Here is a 15,965-nt window from a genome sequence, read left to right as displayed (position 1 = left end):
ATGTCCGACACTCGTCCCGATACGCTTTTCGCCCTCACCGCGCTTTCGCCCATCGACGGCCGCTACGCCAGCAAGACCGAAGCGCTGCGCGACTGGCTCTCCGAAGCCGCCTTCATGCGCCACCGCGTCACCGTCGAGGTGCACTGGCTGATCGCGCTGTCGCGCGCCGGCTTCGCGGAAGTCCCGCGCTTCTCCGATGCGTCCGAACAGTTCCTGCTGCAGCTCGCCGAGCGCTTCACCGCGCACGACGCCGCCCGCATCAAGGACATCGAGCGCGTGACGAACCACGACGTGAAGGCCGTCGAATACTGGCTGAAGGAATCGGTGAAGGGCCAGGAAGAACTCGAAAAGGCCAGCGAATTCATCCACTTCGCGTGCACGTCGGAAGACATCAACAACACGTCGCACGGCATGATGCTCGCCGGTGCGCGCGAGCACGTGATCCTGCCGGCCCTGCGCACGGTCTACCAGCGCCTCGTCGCACTCGCGCACGCGCACGCCGAGCAGCCGATGCTGTCGCGCACGCACGGCCAGCCGGCCAGCCCGACGACGCTCGGCAAGGAACTCGCGAACGTCGCGGCCCGCCTCGCCCGTGCGATCACGCGCATCGAGAAGGTCGAGATCCTCGGCAAGATGAACGGCGCGGTCGGCAACTTCAACGCGCATCTGTCGGCGTATCCGGAATTCGACTGGGAAGCGTTCTCGCGCGACGTGATCGAGAACCGCTTGAAGCTCACGTTCAACCCGTACACGATCCAGATCGAGCCGCACGACTACATGGCCGAGCTGTTCGACGCCGTGGCGCGCGCGAACACGATCCTGCTCGACCTCGACCGCGACGTGTGGGGCTACATCTCGGTCGGCTACTTCAAGCAGAAGACGAAGGCCGGTGAAATCGGCTCGTCGACGATGCCGCACAAGGTCAACCCGATCGACTTCGAGAACTCGGAAGGCAACCTCGGCCTCGCGAACGCGACGCTGCGCCACCTCGCCGACAAGCTGCCGGTGTCGCGCTGGCAGCGCGACCTGACCGACTCGACGGTGCTGCGCAACATGGGCGTCGCGCTCGGCTACTCGCTGCTCGCGTACGACTCGCTGATCCGCGGCCTCGACAAGCTCGAAGTGAATCCGCAGCGCCTGAACGAAGACCTCGACAACTGCTGGGAAGTGCTCGCCGAGCCGGTGCAGACGGTGATGCGCCGCTACGGCATCGAGAACCCGTACGAGCAGCTGAAGGAACTGACGCGCGGCAAGGGCATCACGCGCGAAGCGCTGCAGGAATTCGTCGGCACGCTCGCGATCCCGCAAGACGCGAAGGATCTCCTGCTCGCGATGACGCCGGCGTCGTACATCGGCAAGGCCGTCGAACTCGCGAAGCGGATCGCGTAAGCGCCGCCGTCTGCGCACGTAAAAAAGCCCGATGCGAGCAATCGCATCGGGCTTTTTTCGTTGCCTGCCGCGGCAGCATCAGAACGAGATCATCCGCCCCGGGTTGAGCGCGCTCATCACGCTCATCGCGGCCTTCGCGGCGGGAATCGCGATCGGCGACAACTGGCGGCCGAGCGGAATCGCGCGATGGTCGATGCCGGTCAGCATCGAGAAATCGTCGTTACGGCCGACGAAATCGTCGCAGATCGCCTTGCCGATCCGCACCGTCTGCGCGACGCCGTGGCCGCTCCAGCCTTGCACCATGTACATCGGCACACGGCCGTCGGTCTTGCGGCTGTCGGTCGCGCCGTTCAGCGTGAAGTCGCTGACGCCGCTCCAGCAGTAGTCGAGCGCGAAACGGCCGTCGTGCTGCGGGAACACCGTGTTCAGCCGCGTCAGCAGGTACGCGTTCACGTCGGGCTGCGCCCAGCACGTGCCGGTGCCCTGCCCGCCGAACAGCAGGCGGTTGCCGCGGACCGGCCGGTAATAGTCGATCTGGAACTGCGTGTCGTACACGGGGATGCCGGCCGGCATCAAGGTCGCGACGTCGACGTCGAGCGGCGCCGTCACGCTCACGTAGGTAAAGAACGGCACGGTCGTCGCGGCGCCGTCGTCGAGCAGCCGGAACGTCGTGTTGTGCAGCGCGAGCACGACGCCCTTGCGCGCGGTGATCGTGCCGCCCGGCGTCGTCGCGACGACGCCCTCCGGCGTCTCGTCGAGTTCGAGCACCTCGGTGCCCTCGAACAGCGCGCCGCCGTTCAGCCGGAAGCCGTGCACGAGGCCGCGCACCAGCGCGAGCGGATGGATCTGTCCGCCGATCGCGTCGATCGCCGCGCCGTGGTACAGCCCCGAACGCACGTATTCGTCATGCAGCTGATGGCGGCCGACCAGCGTCACGCCTGCGTCGCCGAGATGGCGGCGCGCATCCGCGCCGTCGAGCAGCGCGCTCATGTGACCCGGGTGGACCGCGGCCGTCACGTGGCCGCGCTTGCGGTCGAGCTCGAGCGCGTAGCGTGCGCCGATCGCATCGATCAGGTCCATCGATTCGGCCGAAGCAAAGCGCCACAGGCGCTTCGCGTCGTCGTGCGACAGGTGGTCGATCATGTCGGCGGCTTCCCAGCGCGCGAGGCCGGGCGTGAGCTGCCCGCCGTTGCGGCCCGATGCGGCCGAGCCGACGTGGTGCTTGTCGACGAGGATGGTATCGACGCCCGCCTCAGCGAGATGCAGCGCGGCCGATGCGCCGAGCAGGCCCGCGCCGATCACGAGCACGTCGCACACCACGTCGTGCGCGAGCGGCGCGCTGTTCGCGTGGCGCGACAGCGACGCTTCGTACCAGTTGGCCGGGCGCTCGCCGTCGTAGCGGGCCGGGTCGCACCAGTTCCAGTTGTCTTTTTCGATGTTCAGTTGCGTTTGCTCGAAACGCGATTCGCCCTGGATCAGGGGTGGATGGTTGAAAGTCATGATTGCACTTGCATGGTCTTGGACCGCCTGTCGAAGAGCCTTCTGGCTTCGCGGGTGGGGCAGCCGGTTCCACATGGGTGTCAACGAGAAAAGGGGCGTGATGGCCCGTGTTGACGGCGGCACGCTCGTGCCGCCTGGATCCCGGACTGTGCGAAAGCACGTATTGAAAGGTGCCGGGACACCCAATTTCTACACCGCAGAAATAATTCTACAGTGTAGAATAAGCTTTCGTCAAGTTTACAGCCGGTGCCGCACCGGCTCGCCAGCCCGCATCGATGAAAGACAAACCCGCCCAGGGCCCGCGCGGCCTCGACAAGGATGCGATCGTCGCGGCCGCGCTCGCGCTGCTCGAAGACGTCGGCGAAGCCGCGTTCAGCGTGCGCAAGCTCGCGCAGTCGGTCGGCTGCGACCCGATGAGCGTGCTGTACCACTTCAAGTCGAAGGAAGGCCTGAGCCGTGCGATCGCGAACGCGCTGTCGCGCTCGCTCGTGCCGGTCGACGCCGCACTGCCGTGGCGCGAACGGCTGCGCGACCTCGCTCGCCAGTACCGCGCGCTCGCGCTGCGCTACCCGGCGGCGTTCGCGCTGCTGCAGCGGCACATGAGCACCGGGCCGGCCGATCTCGCGCACATCGAGGCCGTGCATCGCGCGCTGGCCGACGCCGGCATCCCGCGCGCGGCGCTGCCGTCGGTGTGCGTCGGCTGGTATGCGAGCGTGATCGGGCTGGCCGCGGCCGAAGCCGGCGGTCTCACGCGCGCCGCGAACGACGTCGAGCTCGCGGAAATGGCAGCGCTGTCCGACGCCGCGCATCCGCTCGTCAAGGCGGGCGCCCCGCTCTATGCGCAGCTCGATCCGGCCGCCGTGCACGACACGATGCTCGACGTGCTGCTCGACGGCATCGCGAAGCAGGCGCACGCGGCCTGACCGGCCCGCGAAGACGAGCCGCCAACGAAAAAGGCGCCCGAAGGCGCCTTTTCCATGACGATTGCCGCGAACCGCGCTCAGTGCTGCTGCGCGATGCCGATCTTCAGCATGACCTGATCGACGATCTGCTCGGGCGTCAGCTCGATGCTGACCTCGATCGCTTCGTCCGGGCCCGGCTCCTCGAGCGTGTCCAGCTGGCTCTTCAGCAGCGACGGATCGAAGAAATGGCCGGTGCGGCTCTTCAGGCGCTCGTGCAACACCTCGAACGAACCCTTCAGATACACGAACCGCACGTCGGTGTCGGTGCCGCGCAGCACGTCGCGGTACGACCGCTTCAGCGACGAGCACGTGAACACGGCCGTCTCACCGGCACGCTGCTTTTCCTCGATGGCCGCGCGGATCGTGCGCAGCCACGGCCAGCGGTCGTCGTCGGTCAGCGGAATGCCGTGGTGCATCTTTTCCTTGTTCGCCGCGCTGTGAAACGCGTCGCCATCGGTATAGCTGCACGACAGGCGTTCCGCCAGCATTTCGCCGATCAGCGACTTGCCGGCGCCCGACACGCCCATTGCGATCAGAATCATTGACTACCCCTTGTTACAGAACCATGCTCAGCAGCAGTGTAAAGCCGAGGCCGAGCACCGAGATGATCGTTTCGAGCAACGACCAGGTCTTGAACGTCTGACCGACCGTCATCCCGAAGTATTCCTTGATCAGCCAGAAGCCGCCGTCGTTCACGTGCGAGAAGATCAGCGAGCCCGAGCCGGTGGCGAGCACCAGCAGTTCCGGGCTGACCGCCGCGCCGGACGCCGCCGCGATCGGCGCGACGATGCCGCAGGCCGTCGTCATCGCGACCGTCGCCGAACCCGTCGCGAGACGCATCAGCGCGGCGACGAACCAGCCGAGCAGCAGCGGCGACAGGTGCGCGTGCTTCGCCGTCTCGACGATCTGCTGCGAAATCCCGCTGTCGCGCAGGACGCCGCCGAAGCCGCCGCCCGCGCCGACGATCAGCGTGATGCCCGCGATCGGTGCCAGGCATTCGCCGCAGAACTTCTGGATCTGGTCGCGGTTGAAGCCCTGCAGCTTGCCGAACGTGAAGAAGCTCACGAGCACGGCGATCAGCAGCGCGACGTCCGAGTTGCCGGCAAAGCGCAGCAGGTTGTTCGGCAGCGACTTCGGCGTGAACACCAGGTCGGCCCAGCTGCCGACGAGCATCAGCACGACGGGCAGCAGGATCGTGAACAGCGTGATGCCGAAGCTCGGCAGTTCGCGCTTTTCACCGTTCGCGCGCGAGTCGACGAACTGCGCGGCGAGCGGGTTGTTCTCAGGCAGCTTCACGAACTTCGAGATCGTCAGCGCGAACAGCGGGCCCGCGATGATCGCGGTCGGCACGCCGACGATCAGGCCGAACGCGATCGTCTTGCCGATATCGGCGCCGTATTGCTGAACGGCCAGCAGCGCGGCCGGGTGCGGCGGGATCAGGCCGTGCACGACGGACAGGCCGGCCACCATCGGCAGGCCGACGACGAGCAGCGACTTGCCGGTGCGCTTCGCGACGTTGAACGCGATCGGGATCAGCAGCACGAAGCCGACTTCGAAGAACACCGGCAGGCCGACGATGATCGCGACGAACATCATCGCCCAGTGGATGTTCTTTTCACCGAACCAGTCGATCAGCGTGGTCGCGATCCGTTCGGCGCCGCCCGATTCGGCCATCATCTTGCCGAGCATCGTGCCGAGGCCGACGACGATCGCGATGTGGCCGAGCGTACCGCCGGTGCCCGTCTCGAACGACTTGACGATCTTGTCCATCGGCATGCCGACGGCCAGGCCCAAGCCGAGCGACACGATGATCAGCACCAGGAACGGGTAGATCTTGTAGCGCGCGATCATCAGGATCAGCGCGGCAATCGCGATCAGCGTGAATACGAGCAGCATGCTGCCTTGGACAGCCCCCATGTGGCACTCCTCCTAGAATTGTTCGAACCGGGCGAGTTGTTGCGAGTATGCCCGGCTATGCAGGTCTCCGAAACACGGGGGGTACCCACCCCGTCAGGACGCTGAATTTTACTTATCTTTACGGTCCACGGATAGAACCGGTTCCATCAGCAAAAACCCTCGGTAAAACAAGCACTAAGGCTCGCTTTCCGAGGGTCAAACCGTCATCTCGTACAAGTCTTATCGGGGAAGCTGGCTCGCGGCTTGCGCGAGGCGCGTGACTTCGGCCCAGTCCTGCGCGGCGAGCGCGGCTTTCGGCGTGAGCCACGAACCGCCGACGCACACGACGTTCGGCAGTTTCAGGAAATTCGGCGCGGTTTCGACGGTGATGCCGCCGGTCGGGCAGAACTTCAGCGCCGGGAACGGGCCGTGGAACGCCTGCAGCATCGGCACGCCGCCCGCTTGCTGCGCGGGGAAGAACTTCACGATCTCGTAGCCGAATTCGAGCGCCTGGATGATGTCGCTCGGCGTCATCACGCCCGGCAGCAGCGGCAGGCCCGCGTCGAGCGACGCGAGGTGCAGCTCCTTCGTCAGGCCCGGCGACACGCCGAACTTCGCGCCCGCGCGCTTGGCCTGCTCGCAATGCTCGGGCTTCGTGATCGTGCCGACGCCGACGACGATGTCGTCCGCGAGCTGGCTGGCGCGCTGGATCGCTTCCAGGCCGGCCGGCGTGCGCAGCGTGATCTCGAGCACCTTCACGCCGCCTGCGTGCAGCGCACGCGACACGTGTTCGCCCTGCTCGACCGAGTCGAATGCGAGCACCGGGATGACCGGGCCCAGCTTCACGATTTCAGCAATCGTCTTCATTGAATTGGCTCCTTGAAATTCATGCGGCGACGTGGGCGGCCGTTTCGCCGACCAGCGCGCCGAAAACCGATGCGCCCTGCTCGGCCGGCGCGGCGGCCGCGCGGAACACGCCGAACAGTTCACGCCCGAAACCGACCTCGTTCTCGGCCTGGTGCAGCGGCTGCGCGACCGGGCGTGCCTGCCACTCGGCGGCGTCGACCTCGATGTCGAGCACGCCGGCTTCCGCGTCGATCACGAGCGTATCGCCCGTCTTCACCTTGCCGAGCGGGCCGGCCAGCAGCGCTTCCGGCGATACGTGGATCACGGCCGGCACCTTGCCCGACGCGCCCGACATGCGGCCGTCGGTGACCAGCGCGACGTGGAAGCCCTGATCCTGCAGCACGCCGAGCAGCGGCGTCAAACGGTGCAGTTCGGGCATCCCGTTCGCACGCGCGCCCTGGAAGCGCACCACCGCGACGAAATCGCGCTTCAGCTCGCCGCGATCGAATGCTTCCTGCACGGCTTCCTGCGAATCGAACACGATCGCAGGCGCCGTCACCTTGCGGTGCTCGGGCGCGACCGCCGAAATCTTGATCACGCCGCGGCCGAGCCGGCCCTGCATCAGGCGCAGGCCACCGTCCGGCTGGAACGGGTCGCGGATGCCGCGCAGCACCTTCGTGTCGTGGCTCTCGGCCGCGCCGTCGACCCACGTCAGCTTGCCGTCGATCAGCTTCGGCTCCTTCGTGTAGTGCGCGAGACCCTTGCCGGCGACCGTCGTCACGTCCTCGTGCAGCAGCCCGCCTTCGAGCAGGTTGCGTACCAGGAAGGCCACGCCGCCCGCCGCGTGGAAATGGTTCACGTCGGCCTTGCCGTTCGGGTAGATCTTCGCGAGCAGCGGCACGACGGCCGACAGTTCGTCGAAATCGTTCCAGTCGATCAGGATGCCGGCCGCGCGCGCGATCGCGACGAGGTGCAGCGTGTGGTTGGTCGAGCCGCCCGTCGCGAGCAGCGCGACGATCCCGTTGACGATCGCCTTCTCGTCGATCACGTGGCCGATCGGCGTGTAGTGGCCGCGCTCGACGGTCAGGTCGAGCACGCGGCGCGCAGCCTCGGCGGTGAGCGCGGTGCGCAGCGGCGTGTGCGGGTGGACGAATGCCGAGCCCGGCAGGTGCAGCCCCATCAGCTCCATCAGCATCTGGTTGCTGTTCGCGGTGCCGTAGAACGTGCAGGTGCCGTGGCCGTGATAGGCGGCGGATTCGGCTTCGAGCAGCGCGTCGCGGCCGACCTGGCCGGTCGCGAACTGCTGGCGGATCTTCGCCTTGTCGTCGTTCGACAGGCCGCTCGTCATCGGGCCGGCCGGCACGAAGATCGTCGGCAGGTGGCCGAACTGCAGCGCGCCGATCAGCAAACCCGGCACGATCTTGTCGCAGATGCCGAGGCAGAGCGCCGCGTCGAACATGTTGTGCGTGAGCGCGATCGCCGTGCCCATCGCGATCGCCTCGCGCGAGAACAGCGACAGCTCCATCCCCGGGTTGCCCTGCGTGACGCCGTCGCACATCGCCGGCACGCCGCCCGCGAACTGCGCGACCCCGCCGTTCTCGCGCGCGGCCGCCTTGATGATCTCGGGGAACTCCTTGTACGGCGCATGCGCGGACAGCATCTCGTTGTACGAGGACACGATGCCGATGTTCGGCTCGCGGATCGCCTTGATCGAGAACTTGTCGTTACCCTCGAGGCCGGCGAAGCCGTGCGCGAGGTTCGCGCACGATAGCGCGCCGCGTGCCGGGAACTTGCCCTGCGCGCCGTCGATGCGCTGCAGATAGGCGGAACGGGTCGATTGGCTGCGGGCGATCACGCGTTCGGTGACCTTCGCCAGAGTGGGGTGCAGCGACGTCATGCTGGGCGCTCCTGTATGCCGGCCGACACCGGCGGTTGGAATCGTGGGGACGGTCGAATGCGTCGACAGAACGAAGCCAGTCTAGTAGAAAAACTACAAGCATGCAATGCGGATTCGTCGACCCGCAACCCCCATTCCCGCTACCAGTAAGGCGCAACCTAGTGAAAACCCTAACCCACCTCACTGAAAGTACTGCGCCCACGCTAGTATTTTCTTGTAGATTTTCTACAATTCGATTGCGATACACTCGCTCATCCGAACCCGATTTCTGCCTGCCGTCCCATGCTGCCCCGCATTGAAGCGATCCGCGCCGAGTTGCGCCCGTCCGAGCGCAAGCTCGCCGACTACATCCTCGCCGCGCCGCGCGAGGTGCTCGACCTCGCGATGACCGAGCTGTCGACGCGCGCGGGCGTCAGCCAGCCGACGATCGCCCGCTTCTGCCAGGCGCTCGGCTGTAGCGGCTTTCGCGAATTCAAGATCCGGCTCGCGCAGAGCGTCGCGCCGGGCGTGTCGTCGGTCTATCGCGACGTCGAGCCCGACGAACCGGCGCCCGGCATCATCGGCAAGGTGTTCGACCGCACGATCGGTGCACTGATCGAGGTGCGCAACAGCCTGTCCGCCGGCAGCGTCGCCGAGGCGATCGGGCTGCTGTCGAACGCGTCGCGGATCGAGTTCTACGGCGCCGGCGGCTCGGGCATCGCCGCGCAGGACATCCAGCACAAGTTCTTCCGGCTCGGCGTGCCGAGCGTCGCGTATTCGGATCCGCACACGTTCTCGATGTCGTCGGCGCTGCTCGGCCCGCACGATGTCGTCGTCGCGATCTCGAACACCGGCCGCACGCGCGACATCGTCGACGCCGCGCGCTCCGCACTCGCGTGCGGCGCGAAGGTCGTCGCGATCACGCAGAGCCATTCGCCGCTCGCGAAGCTCGCGACGGTGAGTCTCGCGTCGAACGTGGCGGAGGAAACGGACGTGTTCTCGCCGATGACGTCGCGGATGTCGCATCTCGCAATCGGCGACATCCTCGCAGTCGGCGTCGCGCTGTCGCGCGGCCCCGCACTGATGGAGCGGGTCGGCCGTGCGAAGGAGGCGATCACGCGCCGCCGGATCGACGACGGCACGAAGGATTGAGCAGACGCTGCGCCGACTGCGCGCAGAAACCGTAAACGACAAACGGCGCCCCGCAGGGCGCCGTTTGCCTATCAGGCCGCGCCGGCAACTGCGCCGGCGATGCCGCTCAGAACGGCTTGATCACGACCAGCGCGACCGCCGCGAGCATGCCGAGCACCGGCAGCTCGTTGAACACGCGATACCACTTGTCGGTGCGGCGGTTCTCGCCGCGCTCGAACACCCGCAGCAGATACCCGCAATACGCGTGATAGACGATCAGCAGCAGCACGACCGTCACCTTCGCGTGAATCCAGCCCTGCCCCTGCCCGATGCCGATCGACAGCCAGAGCCACAGCCCGCAGGCCAGCGCCGGCACCGCGATCATCGTCATGAAGCGGAACAGCTTGCGCGCCATCAGCAGCAGGCGACGCACGGCGGCCGGATCGGTTTCCATGGCCAGGTTCACGTAGATGCGCGGCAGGTAGAACAACCCTGCAAACCACGCGGCGATCAGAACGATATGGAACGTCTTGACCCAGAGCATCGCCATCGATTGTGCGCCTCGCTGTTTATTGGCGGCCTTCGCCGTGTCCGAGCACGACGTACTTCAGCGACGTCAAGCCTTCCAGGCCGACGGGGCCGCGCGCGTGCAGCTTGTCGTTCGAGATGCCGATTTCCGCGCCGAGGCCGAATTCGAAGCCGTCCGCGAAGCGCGTCGATGCGTTGACCATCACGCTCGCCGAGTCGACCTCGCGCAGGAACCGCATCGCGCGGTCGTGATCCTCGGTGACGATCGCGTCCGTGTGGTGCGAGCCGTAGTGATTGATGTGCTCGATCGCGGCGTCGAGGCCGTCGACGACCTTGATCGCGAGCACCGGCGCGAGATACTCGGTGTGCCAGTCTTCCTCGGTGGCATCGACGAGCGGGCCGACGCCCGCATCGGCGAGCACCGCGCGCGCGGCCGCGTCGACGCGCAGTTCGACCTGCTTGTCGCGATACAGCTTGCCGAGCGGCGGCAGCAGCGTCGCCGCGACGCCGCTCGCGACGAGCAGCGTCTCCATCGTGTTGCAGGTGCCGTAGCGGTGCGTCTTCGCGTTGTCGCAGACGGTCAGCGCCTTGGCGAGATCGGCGCGATCGTCGACGTACACGTGGCAGATGCCGTCGAGGTGCTTGATCATCGGCACGCGCGCCTCGTTGATCAGGCGCTCGATCAGGCTCTTGCCGCCGCGCGGCACGATCACGTCGACGTACTCGGTCATCGTGATCAGCTTGCCGACCGCCGCGCGATCGGCCGTCGCGACGACCTGCACCGCGTCCTGCGGCAGGCCGGCTGCCTCGAGCCCTTCGCCGATCAGCTTCGCGAGCGCCGCGTTCGATTCGAGCGCCTCGGAGCCGCCGCGCAGGATCGTCGCGTTGCCCGACTTCAGGCACAGCGCCGCCGCGTCGATCGTCACGTTCGGGCGCGATTCGTAGATGATGCCGATCACGCCGAGCGGCACGCGCATCTGGCCGACCTGGATGCCGCTCGGGCGGTACTTGAGGTTGCTGATCTCGCCGATCGGATCGGCCAGCGACGCCACCTGGCGCAAGCCCTCGACCATCGTCTTCAGCGCCTTGTCCGACAGCGTCAGGCGATCGACGAACGCGGCATCCATCCCCTTTTCACGGGCACGGGCGACATCGCGCGCATTCGCGTCCTTCAGCACCTGTGCGTCGCGTTCGATCGCGCGCGCCACGGCGTCGAGCGCCGCGTTCTTCGCCGCCGTGCTGGCGCGCGCCATCGCGCGGGAAGCGTGCCGGGCGCGACGGCCCAGGTCGGTCATGTACTGATCGATATCCATCGTGTGACTCGAGAAGCGCGCCGCGCGGGGCGGCATGAATTCGTGGGGAAGCGTGAGCGGCGGCGGCCGGAAGGCCGCGCCAGCCATCGAAACATTGTAAGCGGGTTGCGCAGCGCGCGCTGAAGGCCCGAACGGGACTTAGCGTCGCACGCGCCCCGCGGTCGGCGGTCGCTCGCCGCGGGCACCGGCCACCGTCATCGCGAGCTGGAACAGCCCGTCCCACGGATCGGGCGGCGGTTCGTCCTGCGTGCGGCGGCCCGGCGGGACGGCCGTGAGCCCCTTGACCTGACGGTCGAGCTTCGCGGCAAATGCGAGCGCCTTCTCGAGCACGGCTTCGGACACGCGATTCAGCGCGGGACCGATCAGCCGCTCGCGCGGCCCCCACACGCGGTTCTCGCGCAGCAGCGTTGCCAGCGGCTTGCCGGCCGTCGTGCCGCGCTTGATCCGCAGCAGCGTGCGCAATTCCTCGACGACGGCCCACATCACGAGCACGATCGCCTCGCCCTCGCCCTTCAGCCCGTCGATCATCCGCGCGAGCCGCGCGGCGTCGCCGGCGAGCATGGCTTCGTTCAGCTTGAAGACGTCGTAACGCGCGACGTTCAGCACCGCGTCGTGCACCTGCTCGAACGACAGCGCACCCTGCGGATACAGCAGCCCGAGCTTCTGGATTTCCTGGTGTGCGGCGAGCAGGTTGCCTTCGACGCGCTCGGCGATGAACTGCAGCGCGCGCCGCCCGTCCTCGCCGGGCGCGGCGCGCTGGCCCTGCAGCGCGAGGCGCTGGCCGATCCAGTTCGGCAGCTGCGCGCGGTCGACCGGATCGATCTTCAGCGCGACGCCGCCGTTCTGCAGCGCGGTGAACCACGCGGATTTCTGCGTGGCCGCGTCGAGACGCGGCAGCGTGACGAGCATCAGCGCGTCGGGGTTCGGCGTGGCCGCGAGCGTCTTCAGCGCATCGGCGCCTTCCTTGCCGGGCTTGCCCGACGGAATGCGCAGCTCGATCAGCTGGCGCTCGCCGAACAGCGACATCGCCTGGGTCGCGCCGAGCAGCACGCTCCAGTCGAAGCCGCGCTCGACCGTATGCACCGAACGCTCGGTGAAGCCGCCCGCGCGCGCGGCCGCACGAATGCGGTCGCACGCTTCCTGCGCGAGCAGCGGCTCGTCGCCGTAGACGGTATAGAGCCCGGCCAACCCCTTCGCGAGGTGCGGCTCCAGCGCATCAAGTCGCAGTTGCATCGATACGTGCGCCGTCGATCAGAGCGGCGGCGGCGGCAGCGGCGCGCGCGGTGCGACGCCCGGCACCACGTCTTCCGGCGCCGGCGTCAGCGAATGGACGATCGCGAGACGCCGCATCAGCTGGTCGACCGCGTCGCTCTGCATGTCGGCGTACAGGAGGTCCGCTTCCTGCGCCTTCGCGTTCGTGTACTGATCGCTGTACGTCATCGCGCGGTTCAGCGCGATCGCGCTCGGCGGGATCAGCACGGTGCCGTCCTTGCTCGTCAACTGATAACGCAACGTATAGAAGAGCGCGTATTCCTGCGCCGAACCGTACTTGTTGAGCGTCAGCGTGTTCTGGCCACGCGATTCCCACATGGTCAGCACGGCGTCGGCGTCGTCCGCCGACTTGACGATCTTCGTGTCGCTGCCGGCCTCGACGAGGCGCACGAGACGCGCCTCGACCGGCGCCGGCGCGCCGGCGATCAGCAGGTGCTTGAACGCGTAGTCCTGCTGGCCGCGCAACTGGAAGCCGCATGCCGACAGCGCAACCGCGCTGCCGACAGCGAGCATCAAAAACGATCTGCGGATCACCTTCGCTCCTTCTGGGTACGTCCGATGGCCAGCGGCCGTCAGACGACGATGTTCACGAGGCGGCCCGGCACGACGACGATCTTCTTCGCCGGCTTGCCGTCGCTGAACTTCGCGAACGCGTCGTCGGCCACTGCCGCGGCTTCGATCGCCTCGCGGCTCGCGTCCTTCGCCACCTTCAGCGCGCCGCGCACCTTGCCGTTCACCTGCAGCACGAGTTCGATCTCGGCCTGCTCGAGCGCGGCCTCGTCGACCTTCGGCCACGGTGCGTCGAGCAGCGGGCCGAATTCGTCCGCGTAGCCGAGCGCCTTCCACAGCTCGAACGTGACGTGCGGCACGACCGGGTACAGCACGCGCAGCAGCACGCCGTACGTTTCACGCAGCACGCCGGGCGTCGCGCCCTTCGCACCGTCGATCGCGTTCAGCATCTTCATCGCGGCCGACACGACCGTGTTGTACTGCAGGCGCTGGTAGTCGAAATCGGCCTGCTTCAGCACGCTGTAGATCTCGCGGCGCAGCGCCTTGTCGGCTTCGCCGAGCGCGGCCGCATCGAAGCCCGCGCGCGCGGCGAGCGCTTCGCGGTTCGTCGCGCCGAAGCTCCATACGCGGCGCAGGAAGCGGCTCGCGCCCTCGACGCCCGCACCCGACCACTCGAGCTGCTGCTCGGGCGGCGCGGCGAACATCGTGAACAGGCGCGCGGTATCCGCGCCGTACTGGTCGATCAACAGCTGCGGATCGACACCGTTGTTCTTCGACTTCGACATCTTCTCGATGCCGCCGAGCACGACCGGCTGGCCGTCCGCGTTCAGCGTCGCGCCGACCGGGCGGCCCTTGTCGTCGTGCGTGACCGTCACGTCGAGCGGGTTGTACCAGGTCTTCTTGCCCGATGCGTCCTCGCGGTAGTACGTCTCGTTCAGCACCATGCCCTGCGTGAGCAGGTTCTTCGCCGGCTCGCCGAACTTCACGAGGCCGAGGTCGCGCATCACCTTGGTCCAGAAGCGCGAATACAACAGGTGCAGGATCGCGTGCTCGATGCCGCCGATGTACTGGTCCATCGGCATCCAGTAGTCGGTGCGCGCGTCGACCATCGTCTCGGCGTCCGGCGCCGTGTAGCGCGAGAAGTACCACGACGAATCGACGAAGGTGTCCATCGTGTCGGTTTCGCGCTTGGCCGCCGCGCCGCACTTCGGGCACGTGCAGTTCAGGAACGCTTCCGACTTCGCGAGCGGGTTGCCCGAGCCGTCCGGCACGAGGTCTTCCGGCAGCACGACGGGGAGATCCTGCTCGGGCACCGGCACGTCGCCGCACGACGGGCAGTGGATGATCGGGATCGGCGTGCCCCAGTAGCGCTGGCGCGATACGCCCCAGTCTCGCAGGCGCCACGTGACCTGCTTGTCGCCGAAGCCGCCGGCGTTCAGGTCGGCCGCGACCGCGTCGACGGCTTCCGCATAGTGCAGGCCGTCGTACTTGCCGCTGTTCACGCAGACCGCGGTTTCCTTGTCGCCGTACCACTCCTGCCAGGCGTCGAGCGAGTACTGCTGGCCTTCGGCCGAGATCACCTGCTTGATCGGCAGGTCGTATTTCTTCGCGAACGCGAAATCGCGCTCGTCGTGGCCCGGCACGCCCATCACCGCGCCTTCGCCATAGCTCATCAGCACGTAGTTGCCGATCCACACCTCGACCGGCTCGCCGGTCAGCGGATGCGTGACCGAGAAGCCCGTCGCGACGCCCTTCTTCTCCATCGTCGCGACGTCAGCCTCGGCGACGCCGCCGCGCTTGCATTCGTCGATGAACGCGAGCAGCTCGGGCTTGTCCTGCGCGAGGCGCGTGGCGAGCGGATGCTCGGCCGCGATCGCGCAGAACGTGACGCCCATGATCGTGTCGGCACGCGTCGTGAACACGCGCAGCAGCTTCTTCTCGCCGTCGAGTTCGTACGGGAAGCCGAAGTTCACGCCGAAGCTCTTGCCGATCCAGTTCTGCTGCATGATCTTCACGCGCTCGGGCCAGCCGAGGCCGTCGAGGTCGTTCAGCAGCTCATCCGCGTACTGCGTGATGCGCAGGTAGTACATCGGGATCTCGCGCTTCTCGACGAGCGCGCCCGACCGCCAGCCGCGGCCGTCGATCACCTGCTCGTTCGCGAGCACGGTCTGGTCGACCGGGTCCCAGTTCACGGTGCCCGTCTTCTTGTACGCGATGCCCTTTTCGAGCATCTTCAGGAACAGCCACTGGTTCCACTTGTAGTAGTCGGGCTTGCACGTCGCGATTTCGCGCGACCAGTCGATCGCGAGGCCCATCGACTGCATCTGGCCCTTCATGTAGTCGATGTTGTCGTAGGTCCACTTCGCGGGCGGCACGCCGTTCGCCATCGCGGCGTTCTCGGCCGGCATCCCGAACGCGTCCCAGCCCATCGGCATCAGCGTGTTGTAGCCGTTCATCCGCAGATAGCGGTACATCACGTCGTTGATCGTGTAGTTGCGCACGTGACCCATGTGCAGCTTGCCAGACGGGTACGGCAGCATCGACACGCAGTAGAACTTCGGCTTCTGCGAATCTTCCTTCGTCTTGTAGGCGTCGGCTGCGCGCCAGTCGCCCTGGGCGGCGGCTTCGACGTCGGCGGGTACGTATCTCTCGTGCATGGTGTGGTTCGGACTAGGCTTTAAGCGACGCGACGGCGCGCGCGCAGGAGTGGATCGAAAATCGTGCTTGCCCGGCGGACCTGCA

At 67.1% G+C, this 15,965-nt stretch carries 13 protein-coding genes; 3 read left to right on the top strand and 10 right to left on the bottom strand.

What is annotated here, in order from left to right:
- Entirely contained in the window at positions 1-1,389 is a 1,389-nt protein-coding gene (purB, locus tag CFB40_RS03225) for an adenylosuccinate lyase (protein ID WP_043191242.1), read from the top strand.
- A gap of 78 nt (positions 1,390-1,467) precedes the next feature.
- On the opposite strand, the gene CFB40_RS03220 is transcribed toward purB, so the two are convergent.
- Positions 1,468-2,889: an NAD(P)/FAD-dependent oxidoreductase gene (locus CFB40_RS03220; RefSeq protein WP_089430603.1), complete on the bottom strand. Its 1,422-nt coding sequence runs from the start codon at positions 2,887-2,889 to the stop codon at positions 1,468-1,470.
- A gap of 275 nt (positions 2,890-3,164) precedes the next feature.
- On the opposite strand from CFB40_RS03220, the gene CFB40_RS03215 reads away from it, so the two are divergent.
- Entirely contained in the window at positions 3,165-3,812 is a 648-nt protein-coding gene (locus CFB40_RS03215; RefSeq protein ID WP_089430602.1) for a TetR/AcrR family transcriptional regulator, read from the top strand.
- A gap of 77 nt (positions 3,813-3,889) precedes the next feature.
- On the opposite strand, the gene CFB40_RS03210 is transcribed toward CFB40_RS03215, so the two are convergent.
- The 4 genes from CFB40_RS03210 to edd form a co-directional block, all read right to left on the bottom strand.
- Positions 3,890-4,393, bottom strand: a complete 504-nt coding sequence (locus CFB40_RS03210) for a gluconokinase (protein ID WP_089424489.1) — start codon at positions 4,391-4,393, stop codon at positions 3,890-3,892.
- Between the two features lie 13 nt (positions 4,394-4,406).
- Complete coding sequence (locus CFB40_RS03205) at positions 4,407-5,768, bottom strand: GntP family permease (protein ID WP_089424488.1); 1,362 nt, start codon at positions 5,766-5,768, stop codon at positions 4,407-4,409.
- Positions 5,769-5,987: 219 nt separating this feature from the next.
- Positions 5,988-6,614 carry a bifunctional 4-hydroxy-2-oxoglutarate aldolase/2-dehydro-3-deoxy-phosphogluconate aldolase gene (gene eda / locus CFB40_RS03195; protein ID WP_011350938.1) on the bottom strand — a complete coding sequence of 209 codons (627 nt, stop codon included), beginning with the start codon at positions 6,612-6,614 and terminating at the stop codon, positions 5,988-5,990.
- A gap of 19 nt (positions 6,615-6,633) precedes the next feature.
- Positions 6,634-8,490, bottom strand: a complete 1,857-nt coding sequence (gene edd, locus CFB40_RS03190) for a phosphogluconate dehydratase (RefSeq protein ID WP_089424486.1) — start codon at positions 8,488-8,490, stop codon at positions 6,634-6,636.
- Positions 8,491-8,772: 282 nt separating this feature from the next.
- Here edd and CFB40_RS03185 point away from each other — a divergent pair, with 282 nt between their 5' ends.
- Positions 8,773-9,621, top strand: a complete 849-nt coding sequence (locus CFB40_RS03185; RefSeq protein ID WP_089424485.1) for a MurR/RpiR family transcriptional regulator — start codon at positions 8,773-8,775, stop codon at positions 9,619-9,621.
- A 106-nt stretch (positions 9,622-9,727) separates the two neighbouring features.
- Here CFB40_RS03185 and CFB40_RS03180 read toward each other — a convergent pair whose 3' ends face one another.
- The 5 genes from CFB40_RS03180 to leuS form a co-directional block, all read right to left on the bottom strand.
- Complete coding sequence (locus CFB40_RS03180) at positions 9,728-10,150, bottom strand: CopD family protein (RefSeq protein ID WP_089424484.1); 423 nt, start codon at positions 10,148-10,150, stop codon at positions 9,728-9,730.
- A gap of 19 nt (positions 10,151-10,169) precedes the next feature.
- Positions 10,170-11,441, bottom strand: a complete 1,272-nt coding sequence (locus tag CFB40_RS03175; RefSeq protein WP_089430601.1) for a glutamate-5-semialdehyde dehydrogenase — start codon at positions 11,439-11,441, stop codon at positions 10,170-10,172.
- Between the two features lie 138 nt (positions 11,442-11,579).
- Complete coding sequence (holA, locus tag CFB40_RS03170) at positions 11,580-12,674, bottom strand: DNA polymerase III subunit delta (RefSeq protein ID WP_089430600.1); 1,095 nt, start codon at positions 12,672-12,674, stop codon at positions 11,580-11,582.
- Between the two features lie 18 nt (positions 12,675-12,692).
- Positions 12,693-13,247 (bottom strand): LPS-assembly lipoprotein LptE, encoded by a 555-nt coding sequence (locus CFB40_RS03165; protein ID WP_069247123.1) that lies wholly within the window; start codon positions 13,245-13,247, stop codon positions 12,693-12,695.
- 38 nt (positions 13,248-13,285) lie between these two features.
- Positions 13,286-15,880 (bottom strand): leucine--tRNA ligase, encoded by a 2,595-nt coding sequence (gene leuS, locus CFB40_RS03160; protein ID WP_089430599.1) that lies wholly within the window; start codon positions 15,878-15,880, stop codon positions 13,286-13,288.
- Positions 15,881-15,965: the final 85 nt, after the last annotated feature.

Origin of the sequence: Burkholderia sp. AU31652 (assembly GCF_002223155.1) — a bacterium.
Taxonomy (GTDB): Bacteria; Pseudomonadota; Gammaproteobacteria; order Burkholderiales; family Burkholderiaceae; genus Burkholderia.
Note: the sequence above shows the minus strand (reverse complement) of the source record. Positions and strands in the feature narration are given on the sequence as shown.